At 59.6% G+C, this 23597-nt stretch carries 19 protein-coding genes and 2 tRNA genes; 5 read left to right on the forward strand and 16 right to left on the reverse strand.

Annotated elements, in window-relative coordinates:
• The first annotated feature begins 59 nt into the window (after nt 1–59).
• Entirely contained in the window at nt 60–422 is a 363-nt protein-coding gene (locus LOY68_RS06390) for a diacylglycerol kinase (RefSeq protein ID WP_007947182.1), read from the forward strand.
• Here the strand turns inward: LOY68_RS06390 and LOY68_RS06395 are convergent.
• A complete protein-coding gene (locus LOY68_RS06395; RefSeq protein ID WP_163908774.1) occupies nt 419–1345 on the reverse strand; it encodes a LysR family transcriptional regulator in 927 nt (308 codons plus the stop codon). The two genes, LOY68_RS06390 and LOY68_RS06395, sit on opposite strands and share 4 nt — an antisense overlap.
• Nucleotides 1346–1481: 136 nt before the next feature.
• On the opposite strand from LOY68_RS06395, the gene fpr reads away from it, so the two are divergent.
• Nucleotides 1482–2261, forward strand: coding sequence for a ferredoxin-NADP reductase (fpr, locus tag LOY68_RS06400; protein WP_003443014.1), 780 nt, complete (start codon nt 1482–1484; stop codon nt 2259–2261).
• Nucleotides 2262–2350: 89 nt separating this feature from the next.
• Here fpr and tsaA read toward each other — a convergent pair whose 3' ends face one another.
• The 6 genes from tsaA to rimO form a co-directional block, all read right to left on the reverse strand.
• Nucleotides 2351–3049 (reverse strand): tRNA (N6-threonylcarbamoyladenosine(37)-N6)-methyltransferase TrmO, encoded by a 699-nt coding sequence (tsaA, locus tag LOY68_RS06405; protein ID WP_265043688.1) that lies wholly within the window; start codon nt 3047–3049, stop codon nt 2351–2353.
• 160 nt (nt 3050–3209) lie between these two features.
• Entirely contained in the window at nt 3210–3980 is a 771-nt protein-coding gene (locus LOY68_RS06410) for an SDR family oxidoreductase (RefSeq protein ID WP_265043689.1), read from the reverse strand.
• Between the two features lie 227 nt (nt 3981–4207).
• A complete protein-coding gene (locus LOY68_RS06415) occupies nt 4208–4678 on the reverse strand; it encodes a DUF1456 family protein (RefSeq protein WP_054047039.1) in 471 nt (156 codons plus the stop codon).
• 74 nt (nt 4679–4752) lie between these two features.
• Nucleotides 4753–5463: an rRNA pseudouridine synthase gene (locus LOY68_RS06420; RefSeq protein WP_163908777.1), complete on the reverse strand. Its 711-nt coding sequence runs from the start codon at nt 5461–5463 to the stop codon at nt 4753–4755.
• A gap of 191 nt (nt 5464–5654) precedes the next feature.
• Nucleotides 5655–6128, reverse strand: a complete 474-nt coding sequence (locus LOY68_RS06425) for a GNAT family N-acetyltransferase (RefSeq protein ID WP_265043691.1) — start codon at nt 6126–6128, stop codon at nt 5655–5657.
• 113 nt (nt 6129–6241) lie between these two features.
• Nucleotides 6242–7579: a 30S ribosomal protein S12 methylthiotransferase RimO gene (gene rimO / locus LOY68_RS06430; protein WP_054047032.1), complete on the reverse strand. Its 1338-nt coding sequence runs from the start codon at nt 7577–7579 to the stop codon at nt 6242–6244.
• Between the two features lie 289 nt (nt 7580–7868).
• On the opposite strand from rimO, the gene LOY68_RS06435 reads away from it, so the two are divergent.
• Nucleotides 7869–9770 (forward strand): potassium transporter Kup, encoded by a 1902-nt coding sequence (locus LOY68_RS06435; RefSeq protein WP_265043693.1) that lies wholly within the window; start codon nt 7869–7871, stop codon nt 9768–9770.
• A gap of 259 nt (nt 9771–10029) precedes the next feature.
• On the opposite strand, the gene LOY68_RS06440 is transcribed toward LOY68_RS06435, so the two are convergent.
• The 4 genes from LOY68_RS06440 to LOY68_RS06455 form a co-directional block, all read right to left on the reverse strand.
• Nucleotides 10030–11328, reverse strand: coding sequence for a virulence factor family protein (locus LOY68_RS06440; RefSeq protein ID WP_054047028.1), 1299 nt, complete (start codon nt 11326–11328; stop codon nt 10030–10032).
• Entirely contained in the window at nt 11328–13970 is a 2643-nt protein-coding gene (gene mprF, locus LOY68_RS06445) for a bifunctional lysylphosphatidylglycerol flippase/synthetase MprF (protein WP_163908818.1), read from the reverse strand. Before mprF ends, LOY68_RS06440 begins: the two co-directional genes overlap by 1 nt.
• A 277-nt stretch (nt 13971–14247) precedes the next feature.
• Nucleotides 14248–14324, reverse strand: a tRNA-Met gene (locus tag LOY68_RS06450).
• Between the two features lie 220 nt (nt 14325–14544).
• Nucleotides 14545–14621: transfer RNA gene (locus LOY68_RS06455), tRNA-Met, on the reverse strand.
• 300 nt (nt 14622–14921) lie between these two features.
• Between LOY68_RS06455 and dinB the strand changes: the two genes are divergently transcribed.
• Nucleotides 14922–15983 carry a DNA polymerase IV gene (gene dinB / locus LOY68_RS06460; RefSeq protein ID WP_265043695.1) on the forward strand — a complete coding sequence of 354 codons (1062 nt, stop codon included), beginning with the start codon at nt 14922–14924 and terminating at the stop codon, nt 15981–15983.
• A gap of 100 nt (nt 15984–16083) precedes the next feature.
• On the opposite strand, the gene LOY68_RS06465 is transcribed toward dinB, so the two are convergent.
• The 4 genes from LOY68_RS06465 to LOY68_RS06480 form a co-directional block, all read right to left on the reverse strand.
• Nucleotides 16084–17037, reverse strand: coding sequence for a hypothetical protein (locus tag LOY68_RS06465; RefSeq protein WP_163908819.1), 954 nt, complete (start codon nt 17035–17037; stop codon nt 16084–16086).
• Nucleotides 17038–17054: 17 nt separating this feature from the next.
• Nucleotides 17055–18770, reverse strand: coding sequence for a proline--tRNA ligase (locus LOY68_RS06470; protein ID WP_054047021.1), 1716 nt, complete (start codon nt 18768–18770; stop codon nt 17055–17057).
• A 130-nt stretch (nt 18771–18900) separates the two neighbouring features.
• On the reverse strand, nt 18901–20460 hold the full coding sequence (locus LOY68_RS06475; RefSeq protein ID WP_054047019.1) for an AmpG family muropeptide MFS transporter: 1560 nt from the start codon (nt 20458–20460) through the stop codon (nt 18901–18903).
• 43 nt (nt 20461–20503) lie between these two features.
• Nucleotides 20504–20857 carry an MGMT family protein gene (locus LOY68_RS06480; protein WP_163908821.1) on the reverse strand — a complete coding sequence of 118 codons (354 nt, stop codon included), beginning with the start codon at nt 20855–20857 and terminating at the stop codon, nt 20504–20506.
• A 164-nt stretch (nt 20858–21021) separates the two neighbouring features.
• On the opposite strand from LOY68_RS06480, the gene LOY68_RS06485 reads away from it, so the two are divergent.
• Nucleotides 21022–22029 (forward strand): DUF481 domain-containing protein, encoded by a 1008-nt coding sequence (locus LOY68_RS06485; RefSeq protein WP_163908822.1) that lies wholly within the window; start codon nt 21022–21024, stop codon nt 22027–22029.
• A gap of 109 nt (nt 22030–22138) precedes the next feature.
• On the opposite strand, the gene LOY68_RS06490 is transcribed toward LOY68_RS06485, so the two are convergent.
• Nucleotides 22139–23566: a toxin-antitoxin system YwqK family antitoxin gene (locus tag LOY68_RS06490; protein WP_265043698.1), complete on the reverse strand. Its 1428-nt coding sequence runs from the start codon at nt 23564–23566 to the stop codon at nt 22139–22141.
• Nucleotides 23567–23597: the final 31 nt, after the last annotated feature.

Here is a 23597-nt window from a genome sequence, read left to right on the forward strand (position 1 = left end):
CTTTTTTGACTTTCTTTACTCTAGCTTTCCCACTCCTTTTTGGTTCAGTTGCCTACTCTATGTCACCTTTTAAAGGCCAGACCGGCCTAAAACGCATCCTCAACGCCTCCGGCTACTCGCTGGATGGCCTGCGCGCAGCCTTCACCGGTGAGGCGGCTTTTCGGCAACTGGTGTTGCTCAACGTTATCTTGATTCCGATTTCGTTCTTCCTGAACGTCAGCCGTGTCGAGCAAGCGCTGCTGATCGCAGTCTGTCTGTTGGCGTTGATCGTCGAATTGCTCAATTCGGCGGTAGAAGCGGCCATCGACCGCATTTCCCTTGAATTGCATCCGTTGTCCAAGAATGCCAAGGACATGGGCAGCGCCGCGCAATTCGTGGCGTTGACCATGATTGCGCTGGTATGGGCGGTGATCCTGCTTTAAGCGATAGTCGGCAGCACGATCTCGTCGCTGCGCTGAACCCCGGCGGTGAAGGCGCGGCACAGATCGAGGAATTCGCGCATCGCCGGCGTCTGAAATTTCTGTTTGTGCCAGATGAAATAGAACTGCCGCGCCAGGTCCAGATCCGGCGTCTCCACCGCCACCAGGCTGCCGCGGCGGAACGCATCGCGCAGTGCCAGCCGCGAAATGCAGCCAATCCCCAAGCCTGATTCCACTGCGCGTTTGATCGCTTCAGTGTGCTCTAGCTCCAGGCGAATGTTCAGCGCGCTGCGATGATGCCGCATGGCCTGGTCAAAGGTCAGCCGGGTGCCAGAGCCTTGTTCGCGCAGGATCCACGCCTCATGGCTCAACTCTTCCATGCTCGCGATGCCGCGTTTGGCCAGCGGATGCTGCGGCGCGCAGAACACCACCAGTTCATCCTCGACCCAACTCTGCACTTCGATGTCTGGGTGGCTGCAGTCGCCTTCGATTAGACCCAGATCAATTTCATAGTGGGCGACTTGTTGCACGATGTTGGCCGTGTTCTGCACATGCAGCTTGACCTGGCTTTCCGGGTGACGCTGCATGAAGCTGCCGATCAGCAGCGTCGCCAGGTAATTGCCGATGGTCAGGGTCGCCCCGACCGCCAGCGAACCGAAACCGGACTTGCCGTTGAGCAGGTCTTCGATTTCCTTGGACTGGTCGAGCAACGCCACCGCCTGGGGCAATAGCTGTTTGCCGAGGGCATTGAGGCTCAGCCGTTTGCCGGCGCGGTCGAACAGCTGGCAGCTGGACTGACGCTCTAGCTCGGTGATCGAGGTGCTGGCCGCCGATTGCGAGAGGTTGAGCAGACCCGCAGCACGGGATACGCTTTCCTGCTGAGCAACGGCGACGAAGACTTGAAGTTGACGTAGAGTAAATCGCATATCTATATAACCGATAACCCTTATCTTAATAATCCAGTTAACAGATATTGTGGCTGCCATTAGAATGCGATGCAATTGCGCACGGCTGGTTCTCTAGCAGAGCAGCGCAGACCCAATCTCCAGGAGTCCCACGTACATGAGCAACATGAACCACGAGCGTGTCCTCAGTGTTCATCACTGGAACGACACTCTGTTCAGCTTCAAGTGCACCCGCGATCCGGGCCTGCGCTTCGAGAACGGTCAGTTCGTGATGATCGGCCTGCAACAGCCCAACGGCCGCCCGCTTATGCGTGCTTACTCGATTGCCAGCCCGAACTGGGAAGAGCATCTCGAGTTCTTCAGCATCAAGGTGCCTGATGGCCCGCTGACTTCCCAGTTGCAGCATCTGAAGGAAGGCGACGAGATCATCATCAGCAAGAAGCCTACCGGCACTCTGGTGCTGGATGACTTGAAGCCTGGCAAACATTTGTACCTGCTCAGCACCGGTACCGGTCTGGCGCCGTTCATGAGCGTCATCCAGGACCCGGAAACCTACGAGCGTTTCGAAAAAGTGATCCTGTGCCACGGCGTACGCTACGTCAACGAAGTCGCTTACCGCGAATTCATCACCGAGCACCTGCCGCAGAACGAGTTCTTCGGCGAGGCCCTGCGTGACAAGTTGATCTACTACCCGACCGTGACCCGCGAGCCCTTCGAGAACGAAGGTCGCCTGACCGACCTGATGCGCAGCGGCAAGCTGTTCAGCGACATCGGCCTGCCACCGATCAACCCGCAGGACGACCGCGCCATGCTGTGCGGCAGCCCGAGCATGCTCGACGAAACCAGTGAAGTGTTGAACAGCTTCGGCCTGAAAGTTTCGCCGCGGATGCGCGAGCCGGGTGATTACCTGATCGAGCGTGCGTTCGTCGAGAAGTAAGAACACCGCCTCACTGAAAAGCCCCCATTGCCAATGCAGGCAATGGGGGCTTTTTTATGCCCGACACAATCCCTGTAGGAGCTCCTACATCAGTTGGGGGCGGGGATGACCTCGAGGACGCGTATAACCCCGGCCTCAGGGTAATGCCAGCGCACATCCAGATCCCAGAACTGCGCGCCATATTCGCGCTCCGGTGTAGGAACCTGGTACGCCGGGCGTGGGTCTTGTGCCAGGCATTGATCGATCAGCGCCACCAAAGGCTCGCCAAGGCGCTGAGCGTGCTCGTGAGCCTGTTGCAGCGCCGCCTCCGCCCACCGCACGGGAATCAACTGCGGCGCGGCGCTGGCGATACTGTTGGAGGCGTTGTCGATGATGTCGGCGTAAGGCACGTAAGGTTTGATGTCGAGAATCGGCGTGCCGTCCAGCAGGTCGATGCCGGAGATGAACAGGCGATTGGCCTCGACCTTGTCCAGCTTCACCACGGATTGGCCGATGCCATTGGGCCGGTGCGTCGCGCGAGTGGCGAACACGCCCATGGATTTGTTGCCGCCCAGGCGAGGAGGGCGGACTTTGAGGCGTGGTTTTTCTTCCAGGGCTTGATGAAACAGGAACAGCAGCCAGACGTGGCTGACCTGTTCCAGGCCTTGCACCGCATCGCCCTGATCGAACGGCGCCACCAGTTCCAGCACACCGCGAGCGGCCGGGGCCAATTGCGGTTGGCGCGGGATGGCGAATTTCTCCTTGAAACAGGAGCGCACGAAGCCGATGGGGGAAACGCTGTAAGTCATGGTTTGGGGTCGAGGCGGGGTAAGAGGCGGGCATGATAACCCGATCGACCTTGGCCAGGTGGTGCCGGGTAGGGCCCCTTCGCGAGCAGGCTCGCTCCCACAGGGGAATGCATTCCAAAATGTGGGAGCGAGCCTGCTCGCGAAGAGGGCACCGCCAATCTCAGAGACTAAACCCACCATCCAGCGGAATAATATTCCCGGTCATATACGCCCCCGCCGTACTCGCCAGACTGATCGCCAGCGCCGCCATCTCTTCCTCCCGGCCCCAGCGCTTCATCGGAATCAGCGCGGTATCCTCCGCCAGCGCCTGCTCATCATTGCCGATGTGCTGGGTCATCTTGCTCGGGAATCTCCCCGGTGCGATCACGTTGACGTTGATGTGCTGGCTCACCAGTTCCCGCGCGAGAATCCGCGACAGTTGATGTAGGGCAGCCTTGCTCGGCCCGTAGGCATAAGCCTGTTCACCAAAAGACGAAATGCCCGCCACCGAGCCGATGTTGATGATCCGTGCCGGATTGGCTTCAGAGCCTGCCTTGCGCAACAGCGGCAAGAACTGCTGGATGCAGTTGAACACCGAGGTCACGTTGAGTTGCATGACCTTTTCCCAACCCTTGATTGGGTAGCTTTCCAGCGGCGCGCCCCACGTCGTGCCGGCGTTGTTGACCAGAATGTCCAGCTGATCGACCTGCTCGCCCAGGCGTGTCGCCAGTTGCAGCACGCCTTCCTCGGTGGCCAGATTGGCTGCGATGCCGTGGCAGAGGCCGAAAGCACTCAATTCCTCAGCGGTTTGCAGGCACGCCTCGGCATCCCGGGCGCAGACGTACACGGTTGCGCCGGCCTCGACATAAGCCTTGGCGATCATTTTGCCGATACCACGGGTGCCGCCGGTCACCAGAGCGGTGCGGCCTTGCAGGGAAAAGTACGGGTGCATGGCGAATCCTGAGAGCTGAGGGTCAATACACCCTAGTCGTCAGCCGCGAGAAGCGGAGCCACTATTTTTGCGAGGAATGAGCAGCCATACGGCCTTGTAGGAGCTGTGTAGGAGCTGTCGAGTGCAACGAGGCTGCGATCTTTTGATCTTGCTCCTTAAAGACAACATCAAAAGATCGCAGCCTCGTTTCACGAGACAGCTCCTACAAAGTACATCCGCTGCGTACGTTACTGCGGACGAACGCGCAGGGTCAGGCCCTTGAGGAAGTTGCGCAGCAACTGGTCGCCACAGGTGCGGTAGTTGGTGTGGCCGAACTTGCGGAACAGTGCGCTCAGCTCAGGCTTGGACACCGGGAACTCGGAGGCCTTGAGGATCGCGTGCATGTCGTCTTCTTTCAGCTCGAAGGCCACGCGCAGTTTCTTCAGGATGATGTTGTTGGTTACCGGCGTTTCGATCGGCTGCGGCGGACGGCTTTCGTCCTTGCCGCGTTTGAAGATCACCAGGCCATCGAGGAAGTGCGCCATGACTTCGTCCGGGCAGCGTACGAAGCCTTCTTCGTCTTCTTCTTTCTTGTCGAGGTAGGTCAGCAGATCTTCCATGGACACGTCCATGCCGCCGATCTTGATGATCTCGATAACTTTCTTGTCGCTGATGTCGAGCATGTAGCGCACGCTGCGCAGTACGTCGTTATGAATCATGGTGTGCAATCCTGATATCGGCAGTGGGCGCCGCATAAGCAGCGACGCCGAAATGTAAGGCGGCGTGAAAAGTCTTAGAACTTCTCTTTGCCGGACAGGTAGCGCCATTGCCCCAACGGCACTTTGCCGATGGACACGCCGCCGATGCGAATGCGGCGGATAGCGACGACCTTCAGGCCCACGGCCTGGCAAAACAGGGCGATCACGCCCGGTTGTGGGTTCTTCATCGCAAAGCGCAGACGGTTTTCGTTCTGCCAGCTGGCCTTGACCGGCGGCAGTTCCTTGCCCTTGTAAGTCAGGCCGTGGTTCAAGCGATTGAGGCCGTGAGCCACCATGTCGCCTTCAACCTCGACTACATACTCTTGTTCGATTTTCGCCGAGTCGGCAGTCAGCTTGCGCAAGATCTTCCAGTCCTGGGTGAACACCAGCAAACCGCTGGCATTGGCCTGCAGGTCGGTGCTGGCGGTCAGGCGCAGGAAGTGGCCCTTGAGCGGACGTTTGCTGAAGCGATGTTCTTCGCTCAGGGTTTCGGCGCTGATGCTGGCCATGGCCGTTTCCGCGTCCATGCCTGCCGCGACGTTGAACAGAATGGTCACCGGCTCTGGCGCGGTGGCCTTGGCCTCCGGGTCGAGCTCGACTTTCTGGTTCTCGACCTTGAACTGCGGCTCGTCGATGACTTCGCCGTCCACGGTGACCCAGCCGCCCTCGATGAACAGCTCAGCCTCCCGACGGGAACAGCCGACGAGTTCGATGAGGCGTTTGGAGAGACGAATCGGGTCAGTCATGACAGGGCCGTAACAAAAAAGGGGTGGGCATTGTACCTGCTGGGCGCCGGTTAATCCCGGCTCCATTTGCCGCATGTGCTTTTAATGTGGGAGCGAGCCTGCTCGCGAATGCGGTGGGTCAGTCAATTTATCTCTTGAATGACACACCGCATTCGCGAGCAGGCTCGCTCCCACAAGGGTTCTATGTTGTGTCAGCCATTGCGCTTCAATTGTTGCGCCTGGCGCAAGCGCATGTGCAACAGCGGATAAGGCTGGCCCATGCCGTCGACTTCCGAGCGACCAATCACCTCGAACCCCTGCTTGAAGTAAAACCCCAACGCTTGCGGGTTCTGTTCATTGACGTCCAGTTCATCGGCATTCAGGTGTTCCAGGGCATAGCGCAGCAATTGCTTTCCCAGGCCCTGGCCGCGATGGGCCGGGTCGATAAACAGCATTTCGACCTTGCCCGCCGCGACGCCAGCGAACCCGGTGATGCGCTGGCGCGAGTCTTTGGTGCAGATCAGCATCACCGCGTCGAGGTAGCGGGTCAGCACCAGGTTCTTCAGCAAGTCGATGTAGCTGTCCGGCAGAAAGTCATGGGTGGCGCGCACCGAGGCCTCCCAGACCCGGGTGAGTTCTTTGTAGTCACTTTGTTTCGGTGTGTGGATGACCGAATGGTGGCGCATGCCCGCCTAGCCTCTCATGGGATGAATGATGCGAATCCGTTCTCCACAAAACGATAGACGTAAAAAAGCCCCGCATCTCGTCAAGAGAGCGGGGCTTTTTGTATTTTTTGCGTTTAGATCTGTTCAGCCCACAGGTCGTATTCGTCGGCGTCGGTCACTTTGCACCAGACTTTGTCGCCTGGTTTCAGGTTGCTGCCGTTGTCGATGAACACGTTGCCGTCGATTTCCGGGGCATCGAAGAAGCAACGGCCGACCGCGCCTTGCTCGTCGACTTCATCGACCAGCACTTCGATTTCACGGCCGACGCGCATTTGCAGGCGTGCCGAGCTGATCGCTTGCTGGTGGGCCATGAAGCGGTCCCAGCGGTCTTGCTTGACGTCGTCCGGCACGATGGCCGCGTCCAGCAGGTTGGCCGGGGCGCCTTCGACTGGCGAGTACTGGAAGCAGCCGACGCGATCGAGCTGCGCTTCGGTCAGCCAGTTCAGCAGGTACTGGAAGTCTTCTTCGGTTTCGCCGGGGAAGCCGACGATGAAGGTCGAACGGATGATCAGGTCCGGGCAGATTTCGCGCCAGTTCTTGATCCGCGCCAGGGTCTTGTCTTCGAAGGCCGGGCGTTTCATGGCCTTCAGGACTTTCGGGCTGGCGTGCTGGAACGGGATGTCCAGGTACGGCAGGATCTTGCCGGCGGCCATCAGCGGGATCAGCTCATCGACGTGCGGGTACGGGTAAACGTAGTGCAGACGCACCCAGACACCGAGGCTGCTCAGGGCTTCGCAGAGTTCGGTCATGCGGGTTTTCACCGGCGCGCCGTTCCAGAAACCGGTGCGGTATTTCACGTCGACGCCGTAGGCGCTGGTGTCTTGCGAGATCACCAACAGCTCTTTGACGCCGGCCTTGACCAGGCGCTGGGCTTCGTCGAGCACGTCACCGACCGGACGGCTGACCAGTTTGCCGCGCATCGACGGGATGATGCAGAAGCTGCAGCTGTGGTTGCAGCCTTCGGAAATCTTCAGGTACGCGTAGTGGCGCGGGGTCAGCTTGATGCCTTGCGGCGGCACCAGGTCGATCAGCGGGTTGTGATCCTGGCGCGGCGGCACGGCGTCGTGCACGGCGTTGACCACTTGCTCGTACTGCTGCGGACCGGTCACGGCCAGCACGCTCGGGTGCACCTTGCGAATGTTGCCTTCTTCGACGCCCATGCAGCCGGTCACGATGACCTTGCCGTTTTCCTTGATGGCTTCGCCGATCACTTCCAGCGATTCAGCCTTGGCCGAGTCGATGAAACCGCAGGTGTTGACCACCACGACATCGGCGTCCTCGTAAGTGGACACGACGTCATAGCCTTCCATGCGCAGCTGGGTAAGGATGCGCTCGGAGTCGACCAGTGCTTTGGGGCAACCCAGGGATACGAAGCCAACCTTTGGATTGGCCGTAGCAGGAGTGGTGGACATGTCTAACCTCGGTATTTGTGGCGCCTCCAGCCGAAGACGGCAAGGCGACAGACGGGCGCTATGTTGCGCCTCTGGTCAAAAAGTGCGCAATTCTAGCGATGAGACGCTCACTTGACCAGCTTTATGCAGGGAAATACGACGAGTGCTGCGCTATGCTTCGCGCCTTTACGCTTTACCGAATTTTTACAGTCAACAAATCGTCTGTAACCTTAAGTAAATCAGCGCATGCTGCACGGCAAAGCATAGTGCTTCTTATAAGAAGTCCGGGTCTGAGTAGTAGGAGTTTTGGATGGGGCAGGCAAGTAGTCAGGCGGCGGGCGCCGAGCATTCGGCAGCAAAACCGATCGGCATGCTGGTTGCGGCGGTCGGGGTGGTTTACGGCGATATCGGCACGAGCCCGTTGTACACCCTCAAAGAAGTGTTCTCCGGTGGCTATGGTGTGCCGGTTAACCATGACGGCGTGTTGGGCATTCTGGCGTTGATCTTCTGGTCGCTAATCTGGGTCGTGTCGTTCAAATACATGATGTTCGTGCTGCGCGCCGACAACCAGGGCGAAGGCGGGATCATGGCGTTGACCGCACTGGCGCGGCGAGCGGCGGCGGGGCATCCGAAGTTGCGGGGTTTTCTGGTGGTCTGCGGGTTGATCGGTGCGGCGCTGTTCTACGGCGACAGCATGATCACCCCGGCGATTTCCGTGCTTTCGGCGATTGAAGGCCTGGGGCTGGCATTTGATGGCATCGACCATTGGGTGGTGCCGCTGTCGTTGGTCGTGCTGGTGGCGTTGTTCCTGATCCAGAGCCACGGCACTGCGCGCATCGGCATTCTGTTCGGTCCGATCATGGTGACGTGGTTTGTGGTGCTCGGCGCCCTGGGCGTCTACGGCATTCTTCAGCACCCGGAAGTGTTGCAAGCGATGAACCCGGTGTGGGGCGTGCGCTTCTTCATCGTGCACCCGGGCATGGGCGTGGCGATTCTCGGCGCGGTGGTGCTGGCATTGACCGGTGCCGAAGCGCTGTACGCTGACATGGGCCACTTCGGCCGCAAGCCGATTGCCCGTGCGTGGTTCATCCTCGTGCTGCCAGCGCTGGTGCTCAACTACTTCGGCCAGGGCGCGTTGCTGCTTGGCGATCCGGAGGCCGCGCGTAACCCGTTCTACCTGTTGGCGCCAAGCTGGGCGTTGATCCCGCTGGTCGGCCTGTCGACCATGGCCACGGTGATTGCGTCCCAAGCGGTGATTTCCGGCGCGTTCTCCCTGACCCGTCAGGCGATTCAGCTCGGTTACATTCCGCGCATGCACATCCGCCACACCTCCAGTGCTGAACAGGGCCAGATCTACATTGGCGCAGTGAACTGGTCGTTGATGGTCGGCGTGATCCTGCTGGTGCTGGGCTTCGAATCCTCCGGTGCCCTGGCCTCGGCCTACGGCGTGGCGGTGACCGGCACCATGCTGATGACCACCATCCTCGTATCGGCGGTGATGTTGCTGCTGTGGAAATGGCCGCCGATCCTCGCGGTGCCGTTGTCGATTGGTTTCCTGTTGGTCGACGGTCTGTACTTCGCCGCCAACGTGCCGAAAATCGTGCAGGGCGGCGCATTCCCGGTGATCGCCGGTATCGTGCTGTTCGTACTGATGACCACCTGGAAACGCGGCAAGCAGTTGCTGGTCGACCGTCTCGACGAGGGTGGCTTGCCGCTGCCGATCTTCATCAGCAGTATCCGCGTACAACCGCCGCACCGAGTGCAGGGCACCGCCGTGTTCCTCACCGCGCGTCCGGACGCCGTGCCCCACGCGCTGTTGCACAACCTGCTGCACAACCAGGTGCTGCACGAACAAGTGGTGCTGCTGACCGTGGTCTACGAAGACATCCCTCGGGTCCCGGCCTCCCGGCGTTTCGAGGTGGATTCTTACGGCGAAGGCTTCTTCCGGGTGATCCTGCACTTCGGCTTCGTCGACGAACCGGACGTGCCGCAAGCGCTGAAACTGTGTCATCTCGACGACTTGGACTTCAGCCCGATGCGCACCACCTACTTCCTCAGCCGCGAAACGGTCATCGCCTCCAAACTCGAAGGCATGGCCCGCTGGCGCGAGGCGCTGTTCGCCTTCATGTTGCAGAACGCCAACGGCAACCTGCGCTTCTTCAATCTGCCGCTGAACCGGGTGATTGAGTTGGGGACGCAAGTGGAGATGTAAGCCACAGCAAAAAGCCCCCGTTGCCGTGAAGGTAGCGGGGGCTTTTTTGTGTCCGGTCACATCACCCCACTACAACGAAGATCCCCTTGTGGGAGCGGGCTTGCTCGCGAAGAGGCCGTGTCAGTCGACCTCTATGTTGAATGACCCACCGCTTTCGCGAGCAAGCCCGCTCCCACAGGGGATTTGTGGTGTTTTTCAGAATGAAAAAGCCCCCGCAACCTTCAGGTTGCGGGGGCTTTTTGTTCGGCGGGGGCTCAGATCACTCTTGGGCCGTCGCCTCTTCCTTGGCCTGGCGCTTGACGATGATGTCTACCAAGCGCTGGGCCAGCGCAGGGTAGTTCTCGTCGAAGTGGTGACCACCCGGCAGCTTGATTGCTTCGCCTACTGCAGTCTTGTCAGTGCAGCCGCTCTCGTCGACTTCTTCTTCGCCGTAGATGCACACCACTTTATCGGCAGGCAGTTTGGCCATTTCCGGGCCGGTGGCGGCTTCTTTGCCGGCGTTGCCGAGCCAGCCTTCGACTTCGATTTCGAAGCTGCCGGTGCGGGCGAAGGCCAGCAGGATGATTGCGTCGACGCGCTGCTGCTCCGATTCCGCGAGGCGGTTGTAGATCGCCGGCAGTACGTCGGCGCCGAACGAGTAACCGGTCAGGATGAAGCGCTTGGTGCCCCATTTCTGGCGGTAGTGCTGCATCAGTTCGGCGAGGTCCAGGGCGCTTTGCTCCGGGCTCTTGTGCTGCCAGTAGTAGCGCAGGGTGTCGATGCCGACCACCGGGTAGCCGATCTTCGCCATTTCGCCCGCCACGTCGCGGTCGAGGTCGCGCCAGCCGCCGTCACCGGACAGGAACAGGGTGACGGTGTCTTTGGCCTGACCGGCAGGCACTTCAACCACTGGGATCTGCAGGCCGCCAGCGGCTTTGTCGCCGCCGACCAGAATCTTGCGCAGTTCGTTGTTCAGCACTTGCGGCAGGTTGATGTCGTAGTCGCTGATGCTGGTTTCGGCGTTGGGTTGGTCGCGCACGAAGCCTGCGCTGGCGTCGTCCGGGTTGTCGTTCCAGGCCACCAGCCAGTGGCCGTGGGCGGCGCTTTTCGGCAGCAGGTGCGTGCAGCCACCCTTTTCCAGCGCCAGGTCCACCGACACGGCCTGGGCCTTGTCGTTCTTCTGCTCGGACAACCAGCGCCAGGCCAGCACCGCGCCAGGGCCGATGCCGCTGACCAGGGTTGCCGGGCCTTTCAGCTCGCGCAGACCGGATTGCAGGGCACGACTTTGCAGCAGGCAGTCTTTGGGCAGGATCACCTGGACGATCTGCGCCGAACCGCTGCGGCTCAGGGTCTTCAGTTGCTGGTCATTGAGTTTCTGTTCGTCAGTGACCGCCACCAGCACCTGAGCCTTTGGCGTGGTGCCGGGAATGACACGGGTCATGGCGGCGCCGTCGGCGGGCGTCAGCAGTTCGAGGGTCGGTTCTGGTGCCGGGCGTTTCATGTACCAGTAACCGCCACCGACAATCAGGGCCAGCACTACCAGTGTGGCCAGTACGTACCGCAAGGAGCGTTGAATCATCAGCGTTTCACCAATCCAGTCAAGCCGCCCGCAATCAGGGCAGCAGTATCGGCCAGGGCAACCAGCGGATCGAGTCCGGCGGGCACGGCCATATAACGGGGTTCCCAGTCAGGCTGGAATTTGTCTTTGAAGCGGCGCAAGCCTTGGAAGTTGTAGAGCTGCTCACCACGGCGGAAAACCATCGAGCCCAGGCGCTGGGTCAGTGGGGCACCGCGACGGGGTTGAAGACCCGACAGCGGCACCATGCCCAGGCTGAAACGCGCGTATCCATGATTTTTATAATGTTGAATCAGGCCGACCATCATGAACTCCATGGTCAGCTTGGGGGCTTCCGGGTGTGCGCGCATCAGGTCGAGGCTGGCCAGGTCATGGCCGTAGGTCTCGAGCAGGTTGGCGAACGCCACCGGGCGCCCTTCGAAACGAATCACCGCGACGCGGAAATGCTTGAGGTAGTCGTCGCTGAAGCGGCCGAGGGAGAAGCCTTTCTCGCGAACGTTCTTGCCGGTCAGCCAGGCATCGGAAATCACCTTGAGTTCGTCCATCGGCGCTTGCCCCGGCTCGAAGATCTCCAGAGACAGACCGTCACGGGTGCCGCGATTCCAGGTGTAGCGCAGGTCTTTCATCTCTTTGCCCTTGGCTTCGAGATCAAAGCGATGCAGATCGACCCGGGCTTCTTCGCCGAGTTTGATCGCGGTCAGGCCGATGTCCATGTAGTACGGCAGGTTCTCGGCACGCACTTGATAGAAGACCGGACGGGCGTGGTGGATGTCGCAGAGGTCGCGGAACTGCCAGATCATTTCCGCCCGTTGCTGGGTCGGGCCGATCGGGTCGTACAACGCCACCAGGCTGCGGCCACGGCGGGCGTACATCAGGAACGCCTCGTCGTTGGGGTGAAACAGCAACGCCTTGTCACCGGTCAGCGCGAGGCCGCCGTCGGGTTGCGACGACGCCATCAGGATCTTTACGGCGCGGTCCAGTTCATCCGGCGTCGGCAAATGGATGATCGGGCGCGCGGTACGCAGTAACCAGGTCAGCGACACCACCACCAGCAACACGGCGGCACCCAACAATGAACGCAGGCCGCGCGGTGCATCTGCGTCGAGGGTGAACTGCCACCAGAGTTGATGGCTGTAAGGGACATCCTGATAGGCAAACAGCAGCAGCCAGATCGACGCGCCGAGGACGCACAGGCTGGCGACCAGATACAGCGGCGAGAACGGCAGTTCGGTCAGGCGACTGGCGCGATAGAACGAACGCCGGAACACCCCGAGCAGGCTCGCCGTCAGGGTCATCAGGCAGGCTTCTTCCCAGTCAAAGCCTTTGAGCAGCGAGAGCAGGGCGCCGACCAGCAACAGAATGGTGGTCAGCATCCACGCGGCGGAGAGGCGACGACGCAGACCTTGGGCCAGCAACAGGCACAGCACGCCGATCAGGCTGGCACCGAAGTGCGAGGCGTCGACCAGACGGTGCGGAATCAGAAAGCCGATGTGTTCAAGGCGCGTGTCGATTTCCGGGGTGGCGCCGGAGAACAGCAGCACCACGCCGGACATGAACACCAGCAACGCCAGGATCGGCGCCGCCAGACCCGAGGCCGCCCGCAGCGACTGACGGGACTGGAACAGGCGCTGGCCTTCGTTGATCAGCAGGAATACGCAGGCCACCAGCAGCGGCAGCACCACATAAATCAGTCGATACAGCAGCAGGGCAGCGGCCAGTGGCGCGGCACCGAGGGTGTCGGCGAACGCGGCCAGCAGAATCGCTTCGAACACCCCGACACCGCCGGGCACATGGCTGAGCACACCTGCGGCCAACGCCAATAGATAGATCAGCAGGAACGCGCCAAAGGGTGGGGCTTCCGGGAGCAACAGATAGAGCACGGTCGCGGCGGCGGCCACGTCGAGGGCGGTGATCACCAGTTGCAGGAACGTCAGGCGACGCCCAGGCAGGCGCAGTGTGCGACGTCCGGCCTTGACCAGAAGGTTATCCGGGTAAGGCTGGTCAGGCAGGCGACGGCGATAGATGCCGATCGCCAGCACTGTCGTGAGCAACAGCACTGCAGCGGCGATGACGCCCAGCAAGGTCTCGGAGAGGCCCAAAGCTGAGGAGGCGGCAGGCAGGTTGCTCAGCGTCGCGAGCGCTGCCAGCGGGGGCAGGGCGCAGCCGAGGGAAAGACTGGCAAACAGCGTCATGTGGGCAACATCGGAGGCCCCCAATCCATGACGTGCATATAAACGGTAGCGAACCGAACCGCCCGACAGCATCGACAGGCCGATGGCGTTGCCGATCGCGAATGCGGTGAAACCACCCAGGGCCAATGTGCGCGGCGCCAGCGTGACGCCGGCATAGCGACTGGCGGACCATTCGTAGCCCAGCAGAATGATGAAGCCGACGACAGTCGCGCCCAGTGCACCGATCAATGCCGGTTTAGGGACTTCCAGGATCGAGTCGTGAAGCGCATACAGATCGAGTTCGCTTAATAGATGGCGACAGGCAATCAGCGCGATAGCGAACAACAACAGCGTGACCGCAAGACCAATGGGCTGACGGTATTTGCTGACCAGATCAAGCAGGCGCAAACGCTCGGCCTTGATAGGTTGTGTCGCTGTGACGGTGTCTTGTGGATCAGACGAGTTGGCGCGCATCAATCACCTCTTGGATTGTGCGCGACAGGATGGAGGTATCGAGCCAAGTTACCAATCCCTGTAGAAAAAAATAATCACAAATATTAACGCCTATCACCGGATTCCGGCGATGACACGTCATCGGTCGTAGAGGGCCTGCCTGGCACAGAGCATAGTCTGAACTCAGAGCCTTGGTGATCCCGAACGGTTCACTACACAGTGACAGATCATTGTTGCGAAAGGACTTTTTCAACAGATACAAAAAAGGCCACTCTTTCGAGCAGCCTTTTTTGATGTTTGGTTGCGGGAGCCGGATTTGAACCGACGACCTTCGGGTTATGAGCCCGACGAGCTACCAGACTGCTCCATCCCGCGTCTGTGTGGCGGCATTCTACAGCGGAACGCCGAGGTGTCAACGGTTAATCCTGAATCAGGTCAAATAAGCGTGAATTAGTGTCGAACGGTGATGGGGGAGAGGTAAGTTTCGGAATCAGAACGATTTCTCGTTTCAACCTCGTGCGCGGTTGAGCGATGTTTTGCACAAAACAGACGCGCACAAAAAAGGCCACTCTTTCGAGTAGCCTTTCTTGATGTTTGGTTGCGGGAGCCGGATTTGAACCGACGACCTTCGGGTTATGAGCCCGACGAGCTACCAGACTGCTCCATCCCGCGTCTGTGTGTCGGCATTCTACAGAGGAACGCAGGTGTGTCAACCTTCAATTCAGAGAAAACCTGTTCCTGTTCAATCGCTTAGCTACAAAAAAGGCAGGGCGGTCGCGCTGGAAGGCAGGTGTGGCAAGGCTTTCAGCTCTATCGACGGGGGTAATTCGATTGAGAAAATAAATTCATCCAGCCTTTTCCTACAGGCGATGAAGAAGATTCAGAGTACTGGTGCTATATACAGGTGTCAGTGAGATACTGCCGATCCGGCTCGTCATTACGTCATTTCCTTGCCATGAACACCGCTTTTATATGACTCAACGCAAAATCATCCACGTCGACTGTGACTGTTTCTACGCCGCCATCGAGATGCGTGATGACCCGCGCCTGGCTGGCAAGCCTCTCGCGGTGGGCGGCTCGGCGGACCGGCGTGGGGTGATCGCCACCTGTAATTATGAAGCGCGGGCCTATGGCGTGCGCTCGGCGATGTCCTCCGGGCACGCCTTGAAACTGTGCCCGGACCTGACCATCGTCAAGCCGCGCATGGACGCCTATAGAGAAGCGTCGAAGGAAATTCATACGATCTTCAGCGATTACACCGACCTGATCGAGCCGCTTTCCCTGGATGAGGCTTACCTGGACGTGTCGGACAGTGCGCATTTTGGCGGCAGCGCCACGCGCATCGCCCAGGACATCCGTCGTCGGGTCTCCAATCAGTTGCACATCACCGTCTCGGCGGGCGTGGCGCCGAACAAGTTCCTGGCCAAGATCGCCAGTGACTGGAAGAAACCCAACGGTTTGTTCGTGATCACGCCGGATCAAGTGGAAGACTTTGTCAGCGGACTGCCGGTGAACAAGCTGCACGGCGTGGGAAAAGTAACTGCCGACAAGCTCGCCAGGCTCGGGATCAATGATTGCGCGCAGCTACGCGAGTGGAACAAGTTGGCGCTGGTGCGCGAATTCGGCAGTTTCGGTGAACGACTCTGGAGTCTGGCGCGTGGGATCGATGAGCGTCTGGTGCACAACGACAACCGCCGGCAATCGATCAGTGTTGAAAACACCTACGACGTGGATCTGCCGGATCTGGTGAGCTGTCTGGATAAACTGCCCGAATTGCTGGAAACCCTCGCCGGGCGCATGGCGCGCATCGACAGCAGCTATCGGCCGGGCAAACCGTTCGTCAAAGTTAAATTCCATGACTTTACCCAGACCACACTGGAGCAGGCCGGGGCAGGGCGGGATCTGGGGAGTTATCAGCTGTTGATGACCCAGGCATTCAATCGCGGCGGCAAGCCGGTGCGATTGTTGGGGATCGGGGTGAGGCTGGAGGATTTGCGCGGCGGGTTTGAGCAGATGGAGTTGTTCGAGCGGTAGTTGGCGTTGAATGTTCGGGCGTCTTCGCGGGCAAGCCTCGCTCCTACAGGGGACCGCTTATCCCTTGTAGGAGCGAGGCTTGCCCGCGAAGCTTTTGCTTTTAATTCGGGTTCGGATCCGCCACCAATCGCCCGGCATCCTTGGTCAACGACTTGAGGAATTCGGTCTGCAGTTCAGGATCGTTACGCGTCAATTCGATCAGGCTCTGCTCCAACTCACTGGCTTCTTCTTCCAGACCCAGTTCCGACAAACGTTTGACCCGGTGTACCCACTGGCTCACTTCGTCGTCTTCGAGGTCGTCATAAATCAACCCGTGGGCTTCGAGCAACTTGCCACGCAAGCCGCTACTGACCGCCAGGGACGAGTCGGTGTGCACGTCGTCCTGGGCATCTGCGACGGTAATCAGCAGTCGGCTCAGATGATTGATGTCATGTTCAGCGAAAGGGCTGTCCAACAGGTTCAGGCGCAGTACGCCGTTTTTGTCGGTGTTCAGATCGAACGTTTCTTTGCCTGCCTTGACCTGCACCGGGCGCTCACTCCACGGCAGGCTCGAGTACTCGGTGCGTTTGTCACGCTGGACTTCGTCGATACCGGCCAGGTTTTGCTGGGCGCGACCGTGGGACTGCACGTTCATGAACGGGTTGATCCCGGCGAAACCGTAACTCAGCCAATCCTTGGTCACGCTGTCCGGCAAGTTGCCGAGGGTGAACACGTTGACCACGTTCGCGCCGACACCCGCCACGATGGCCACCATGCCCAGCGGGATCTCGTAGACCTCCCGCCAGGGTTGGTACGGCGTGTAGCGGTCGTAGTGACGCGTGACTTCGAATTCGGTGACTTCGAAGGTCTTTTGCTCGTGGATTTTCACCCGCCGTTGCGGCAGCTCAAGGACCTTGGGCTCACCGACATCGATCTGCAGGCTGTGATCGAGCAATTTGCGCTCGACCCGTTCCTCGTGCTCGCTGCGTTGTGACATGTGATTGGCACAGCCGCTGACCAGCAGGGTGCCGCACAGGGCGGCACCACCGAGGCCTAAGGTGTTTCGCTTGAACATGACTTCTCTATCTGGTGTCAGCGGCGGATACGGGCCTGGAGGAAGGACAGCACGTCAGCGACCGGCAGCGCTTGCGCCTCGGCCTCGGTGCGGCTCTTGTATTCCAGATTGCCATCGGCGAGGCCGCGGTCACTGACCACGATCCGGTGAGGAATGCCGATCAGCTCCATGTCCGCGAACTTGATGCCCGGGCTGGTTTTCTTGTCGCGGTCGTCCAGCAGCACTTCGAAACCGGCCGCAGTCAATTCTGCGTACAGCTTGTCGGTGGCTTCGCGAACCTGCTCGTTGTCGTAGCGCAGCGGTACCAGGGCAACCTGGAACGGCGCCAATGTGTCGCTCCAGATGATCCCGTTGGCATCGTTGTTCTGCTCGATGGCCGCAGCCACCACACGGGACACGCCAATGCCGTAGCAACCCATTTCCAGGGTGACTGGCTTGCCGTTCTCGCCCAGCACTTCGCACTTCATCGCTTTGCTGTACTTGTTGCCCAGCTGGAAGATATGCCCGACTTCGATGCCGCGCTTGATTTCCAGGGTGCCCTTGCCATCCGGGCTTGGGTCGCCGGCCACGACGTTACGCAGGTCGGCCACGGTTGGAACCGGCAGGTCGCGTTCCCAGTTCACGCCGAAGTAGTGCTTGTCGTCGATGTTGGCGCCAATCCCGAAGTCGCTCATCAGTTCGACCGAACGGTCGATGATGATCGGCAGCGGCAGGTTCAACGGACCGAGCGAGCCGGCACCGGCGCCAATGGCGTCGCGCAGTTCAGCTTCGGAGGCCATTACCAGCGGGCTGGCAACGCCTGGCTGGTTGGACGCCTTGATTTCGTTCAGCTCGTGGTCGCCACGGATGATCAGGGCAATCAGCTTGCCTTTCTCTTCAGCGTGAACCACGAGGGTCTTGATGGTTTTTTCGATCGGCAGATTGAAGCCTTCGACCAGTTGCGCAATGGTCTTGGCGTTCGGCGTGTCGACCAGGCGCAGCTCTTCAGCCGGTGCGGCGCGAGAAGTTTCGCGCGGTACGGCTTCGGCTTTCTCGATGTTCGCGGCGTAGTCGGAACCGTTGCTGAAGACGATATCGTCTTCGCCGGATTCGGCCAGTACGTGGAACTCGTGGGAGCCGGCACCACCGATGGAGCCGTTGTCGGCTTCAACAGGGCGGAATTTCAGGCCCAGGCGAGTGAACACGTTGCAGTAGGCCTGGTGCATGCGATCGTAAGTGATCTGCAGCGAAGGCTGGTCGGCGTGGAAGGAGTAGGCGTCCTTCATGATGAATTCGCGGCCGCGCATCAAACCGAAGCGTGGACGGATTTCGTCACGGAATTTGGTCTGGATCTGATACAGGTTGATTGGCAGCTGTTTGTAGCTGCTCAACTCGTTGCGCATCAGGTCGGTGATCACTTCTTCATGGGTCGGGCCGGCGCAGAAGTCGCGACCGTGACGATCCTTGAAGCGCAGCAGCTCAGGGCCGTATTCTTCCCAGCGACCGGATTCCTGCCACAGTTCAGCCGGTTGAGTGCTCGGCATCAACACTTCAAGCGAGCCGGCGGCGTTCATTTCTTCACGAACGACGGCTTCGACCTTGCGCATTACCCGCAAGCCCATCGGCAGCCAGGTGTACAGGCCCGAGGCGAGTTTGCGGATCATGCCGGCGCGCAGCATCAGCTGGTGGCTGATCACGACCGCGTCGGAAGGCGTTTCTTTCTGTGTGGCGAGCAAAAATTGACTGGTGCGCATGGTTGGCCGTTGTCGGTTGCTGATGACGAGAAATGACGGAGCATTGTACGGGCGAGATCTGCTGACGTACAGAAGTGCGGCCGGCGGTGAGGCTTGATGGCGGGAAACCTCCCGCCAATCGGGACGTTTCCTACAGCTCTTCCACCGCCGGCGTCTGCACCGGTTCAGGTGTCGGCGTCGGGCCGGCCCGGCGGCTCTCCTGGAACCAGTGCAGGGCGATCAGCAGCAGCGTCGGAACGCCGAGCAGGGCGGTGATCAGGAAGAAGTTGTGATAGCCGAACTTCTCCACCATGACCCCTGAATAGCCGCCGATCAGGCGTGGCAGCAGCAGCATGATCGAGCTGAGCAGGGCGTATTGGGTGGCGGAGAACTTGAGGTTGGTCAGGCTCGACAAGTAAGCGACGAACGCCGAGGTCGCCAGGCCCGAGCTGAAGTTGTCCAGGGAAATGGTCAGGATCAGCATGTTCAGGTTGGCGCCCATGTCGGCGAGCATCAGGAACAGCAGGTTGGTCGCAGCCGACGTGATGCCGCCAATCAGCAGGATCGGCAGAATGCCGAAGCGCACGATCAGCAGGCCGCCCATGCCGGCGCCGACCAGCGTCATGATCAGGCCGAAGATCTTGCTGACACTGGCAATCTGGTCCTTGGTGAAGCCCTGGTCGATATAGAACACGTTGGCCATCACGCCCATGACCGTATCGGACATGCGGTACGTGGCGATCAGTCCCAACAGCAGGAACGCCTGCCAGCGGTAACGCAGGATGAAGTCGTTGACCGGCGTCAGCACCGGCGCCAGGCCGCGGCGGCCCATGGACGACAGGCACAGGGCGGTCAGCGTGATGTAGAGGATTGCGCGCAGGAATGCGCGGTCTTCCAGCAGCAGGTCGAGCAGGCTGACGCCGCCGAACAGCACGCTGGCGAAATCAGTGTTGTAGAGCTGGGTGAACATGGCCGGCACGGACACCAGCAGTACGATCAATACAAACACCGACGCCAGTTGATGCACAAAACTGTAGCGTCCGGCCTGCAACTGAGTGCGCAACGGCACCGGCGGCTCGCGCATGAACAGGGTGGTCAGCAGGGCCGGGATCATCAAGGCGCCGAACAGCACGTAAGTACCGGTCCAGGCGGAATGCTGGTAATTGAAACCGGTGGAGCCGAAGCCTTCGGCGAAAAACAGCGCGCCGGCAGTGGCCAGCAAGGCTGCGATCCGATAGCCGGACATATAGCTGGCGGCCAGCGCGGCCTGGCGACTGTCGTCAGCGATTTCCAGGCGATAGGCGTCCACCGCGATATCTTGGGTCGCCGAGGCGAACGCGACGATCACGGCAATGGCGATCAGCCAGGACAGATGCTTTTGCGGGTCGCAGAAACCCATGCCGATCAGACCGAGGATCACCAGCGATTGGGCCAGCACCAGCCAGGAGCGGCGGCGGCCGAGTTTGCCGAGAAATGGCAGGCGCCATTGGTCGAGCAGCGGTGACCACACCCATTTAAAGGCGTAGGCCAGACCGATCAGGCTTGCATAGCCAATGGTTTCGCGGGCCACACCGGCCTCACGCAACCAGACCGACAGCGTCGAGAACACCAGCATGTACGGCAAGCCGGCGGCGAAACCAAGCAGCAACAGCACGAGCGTTGATGGGCTGGCATAGGCGGCGAGCGCGGCGCGCCAGGTTTTACGGGGCATGGGCTGAAGTCTGCCTCAAGATTACGGAAACAAAGCGCGCACTCTAACCGCTGTGCTCTACCGGGCGCCAGCCATGACGCTGAATATCAACACGATTGTTCAGGATACTGATGCCCTCGGTGCGCAAACGCGCGCGTTGTTCGTCCCCCGAGGGACTGCCAACCGGCAGGCTGATCCGACCGCCGGCGCCGAGAACCCGGTGCCAGGGCAGCTTGGTGTCGCCGGGCAACTGACTCAGCGTGCGCCCGACCCAACGAGCAGCGCGGCCCAGGCCTGCCAACTCGGCCAATTGTCCGTAACTCACGACTTTACCCTCCGGCACCTGGGCCAGGGTCAGGTAGAGCGCCGTGCGTCGGATTTGCGCCGGGCTTTCGGTTTCGCTGATCGCGTCTGTCACGTCCGCAGGTCCTGAAGAAATTCGTTTTGCTGCCCGTAGATTAAGTCCTGAAGTGACAATTGAGAAATGAACTCAATAGAAATAGTTGGGTCAGTCCTTGCTAGCGCCTTATTCCAGCGGATAATGCCGACTTTTTTTCGCAAACCAGAGCCTTCGATCTGCTTATGTTGTCCAGAACTTTGCTGTGCCTCGCTGTCTTCAGTGCTTCCACGCCTTTGCTGGCCGACACCGTGTGGTTGAAAAACGGTGACAAATTGAGCGGCAAGATCACCGTGTTCGATGGCGGCAAGCTGTTGATCCAGACCGAATACGCCGGTGCGATCCCGATCGACTGGAAACAGGTCAAAACCCTGGAAAGCGATCAGGAGTTGCTGGTCAAGCAGGATGCCTACAACGGTGAGAAGGCCAAATCATTGAAGGCAGCCGAAGATGGCAAGGTGACCCTGGCCAATGGCGAGGCGCCGAAAACCGTCGAGTTGGCGAGTATCCAGCAGATCCTCAAGCCCAAGCCGATCGTCGAAGACCTGGTATGGAAAGGTAATGTCGACATGGCGCTGGATTACCAGCGCGCCGAGAAGGACACCGACGACTACGATGTCGGCTTCAAGACCTCGGCCCGTCATGGTCGCTGGCGCCATACGGCGGAAGGTGAGTACAACCGCGAATTCCAGGATGACGTGGTCACCACCGACAACTGGCGCGCCGAATACTCCCTCGACCGATTCCTGACCGAGCACTGGTACTGGGATGGTCGTGTGAACTACAAGCGCGACAAGGTCGAAGACTTGTCCCGTCAGCGCGTGGTCGGTACTGGTCCGGGTTATCAGTTCTGGGATAACGAACTCGGCGCATTCTCGCTCGGCTCGCTGTTCAACCGTACCGATTTTGAATACAAGGACGGCGGCAAGGACAACTTCTATTCCGTCGCCATGAAGTGGGACTACAACCGTTACCTGATTGGCAAGAAAGTGGAGTTCTTCACCAACGGCGAAGTGGGTAAGCCACTTTCCGGCGTGGCTGATTACTCCCTCGATGCGGAAATGGGCTTGCGCTATAAAGTCACCGACTGGGCTTCGCTTAACCTCAAGGCCGAGCGGGATGTCATCAGCGGGACCGATGATGCTGATTTGAGCAAGACTCGATATACCGCCGGGTTTGGCGTGGCTTGGTAAATCGCTGAAAAGATCAAAAGATCGCAGCCTTCGGCAACTCCTACGATGAATCGACGTTCATCCTGTAGGAGCTGCCGAATGCTGCGATCTTTTTTTTGATGTTATTGCGTCAGGTGCATTCACCTTGACGCTCGCCAGCCTCGTATCGGCATTCGCCGTTCGGGCTGCCATCCTCTTTCCACATACGCATCACGCCCTGCTCGCGGCCCTCGACATAATCGACCGACGTATTCATCTGGCCGTTTTCATACCAAGTGATGGCTGGGCCCTGCAGTTTTCCGTCCTTGTAGATCCGGTGATCCTGCAACTGGCCGTTTTCGTACCACTTCTTGAAATCACCCTGTTCGCGATGCTGCTCATCCCATTGCCATTGCACGGTCTGGATGCCCTGGGCATTCCAAGTGGCATAGCTGCGCTGTACTTGCTGTTCGAAAAACTGTTTTTCTTCCACTTTGCCGTCGGCGTAATAGCTGATGACCCAGCCATCCGGGCTGCTGTCCACGTTGTTGCGGGTGCTGCGTACCGCGCCGTTTTCGAAATATGAAGTGCTTGGGCCTTGCGCCTTGCCCGCAACGAAACTGCTGCTGTCCTTCAGTTTGCCGCTTGGGTAATAGCTCATGGCCGGGCCGTCGGGTTCGTCATTGCGATAGCTGATGCGGCCAACCAATGCACCGTTTTCGTCATGCTCCAGGTATTCACCGTCGACACGTTTACCTTGATGCCATTTGTAGGCATCAGCCTCTTTGCCGTTGTCGTGGTAGGTGGTTTGCCAGCCTTCCAGTTCATCGTTCAAATAGTTCGCGCGTTTGATGACAATTCCGCTTTCGGAATACGTTATTGCCTCGCCCTGGCGTTGGCCATTGGCATCGTTCTGATAGCTTTGTCCGAGTTTTCCGCTTGGGTAGTAGGTTTTTGAGGCGAGGACGGGTCTGCCTGAGACGAAGTCCTTGGCGTTGACAAAGTAGTCGCGGCGCAGTGTCTTGGAATCGGCGTAGTAGACCTTTGCTTTCCAGGCCTTGCGCTTGCTGTCGTAGGCCATCGGCATTTTCAGGAAGTAAGACGCCTGGCTTTTGCCGGTTGGCGCATATGCCTCGTCCAGATACAGCTTCCCGTCTACCAGAGAGGCGGTGAGCTTGCCGCACTCTTCGGGTGTGCATCCACGGATTTTTTCGAAAAACGCGCGCTTGCCGTCGCAGGCGGAAAGGGTCATCAGGACGGGGGTTTCGTTATCGATCAGCTCCTGGATTTCGTCCAGGGCTCGACTGAATGACTCTGCGGGGATGCCCGACGACTCCGGGGTGAGGTAAACCTCATCGCTGCCGCAAGTATTTGCGGTGGAGAGTTTCAGTCGTACTGCGGGCATTAACTGGAGCTGCGCAGCGCCTTGGGCGTCCGGGCCTTTGGCGAGGTAGGTGGCGCGAGTATCCATGCCGACGATGATGGTCGGGTGATAGGGGCGGGTATCGGCGTGTGTCGAGAGGGGGAGTGCGAGTGTGATCAGCGCTGTGCCTAGCGCTTTCCATTGATTGAACGGCATCCTGCTGCTTCCATGTGATTTTCCAGGTGGC

The organism is Pseudomonas sp. B21-053, assembly GCF_026016365.1.
Taxonomy (GTDB): domain Bacteria; phylum Pseudomonadota; class Gammaproteobacteria; order Pseudomonadales; family Pseudomonadaceae; genus Aquipseudomonas; species Aquipseudomonas nunensis.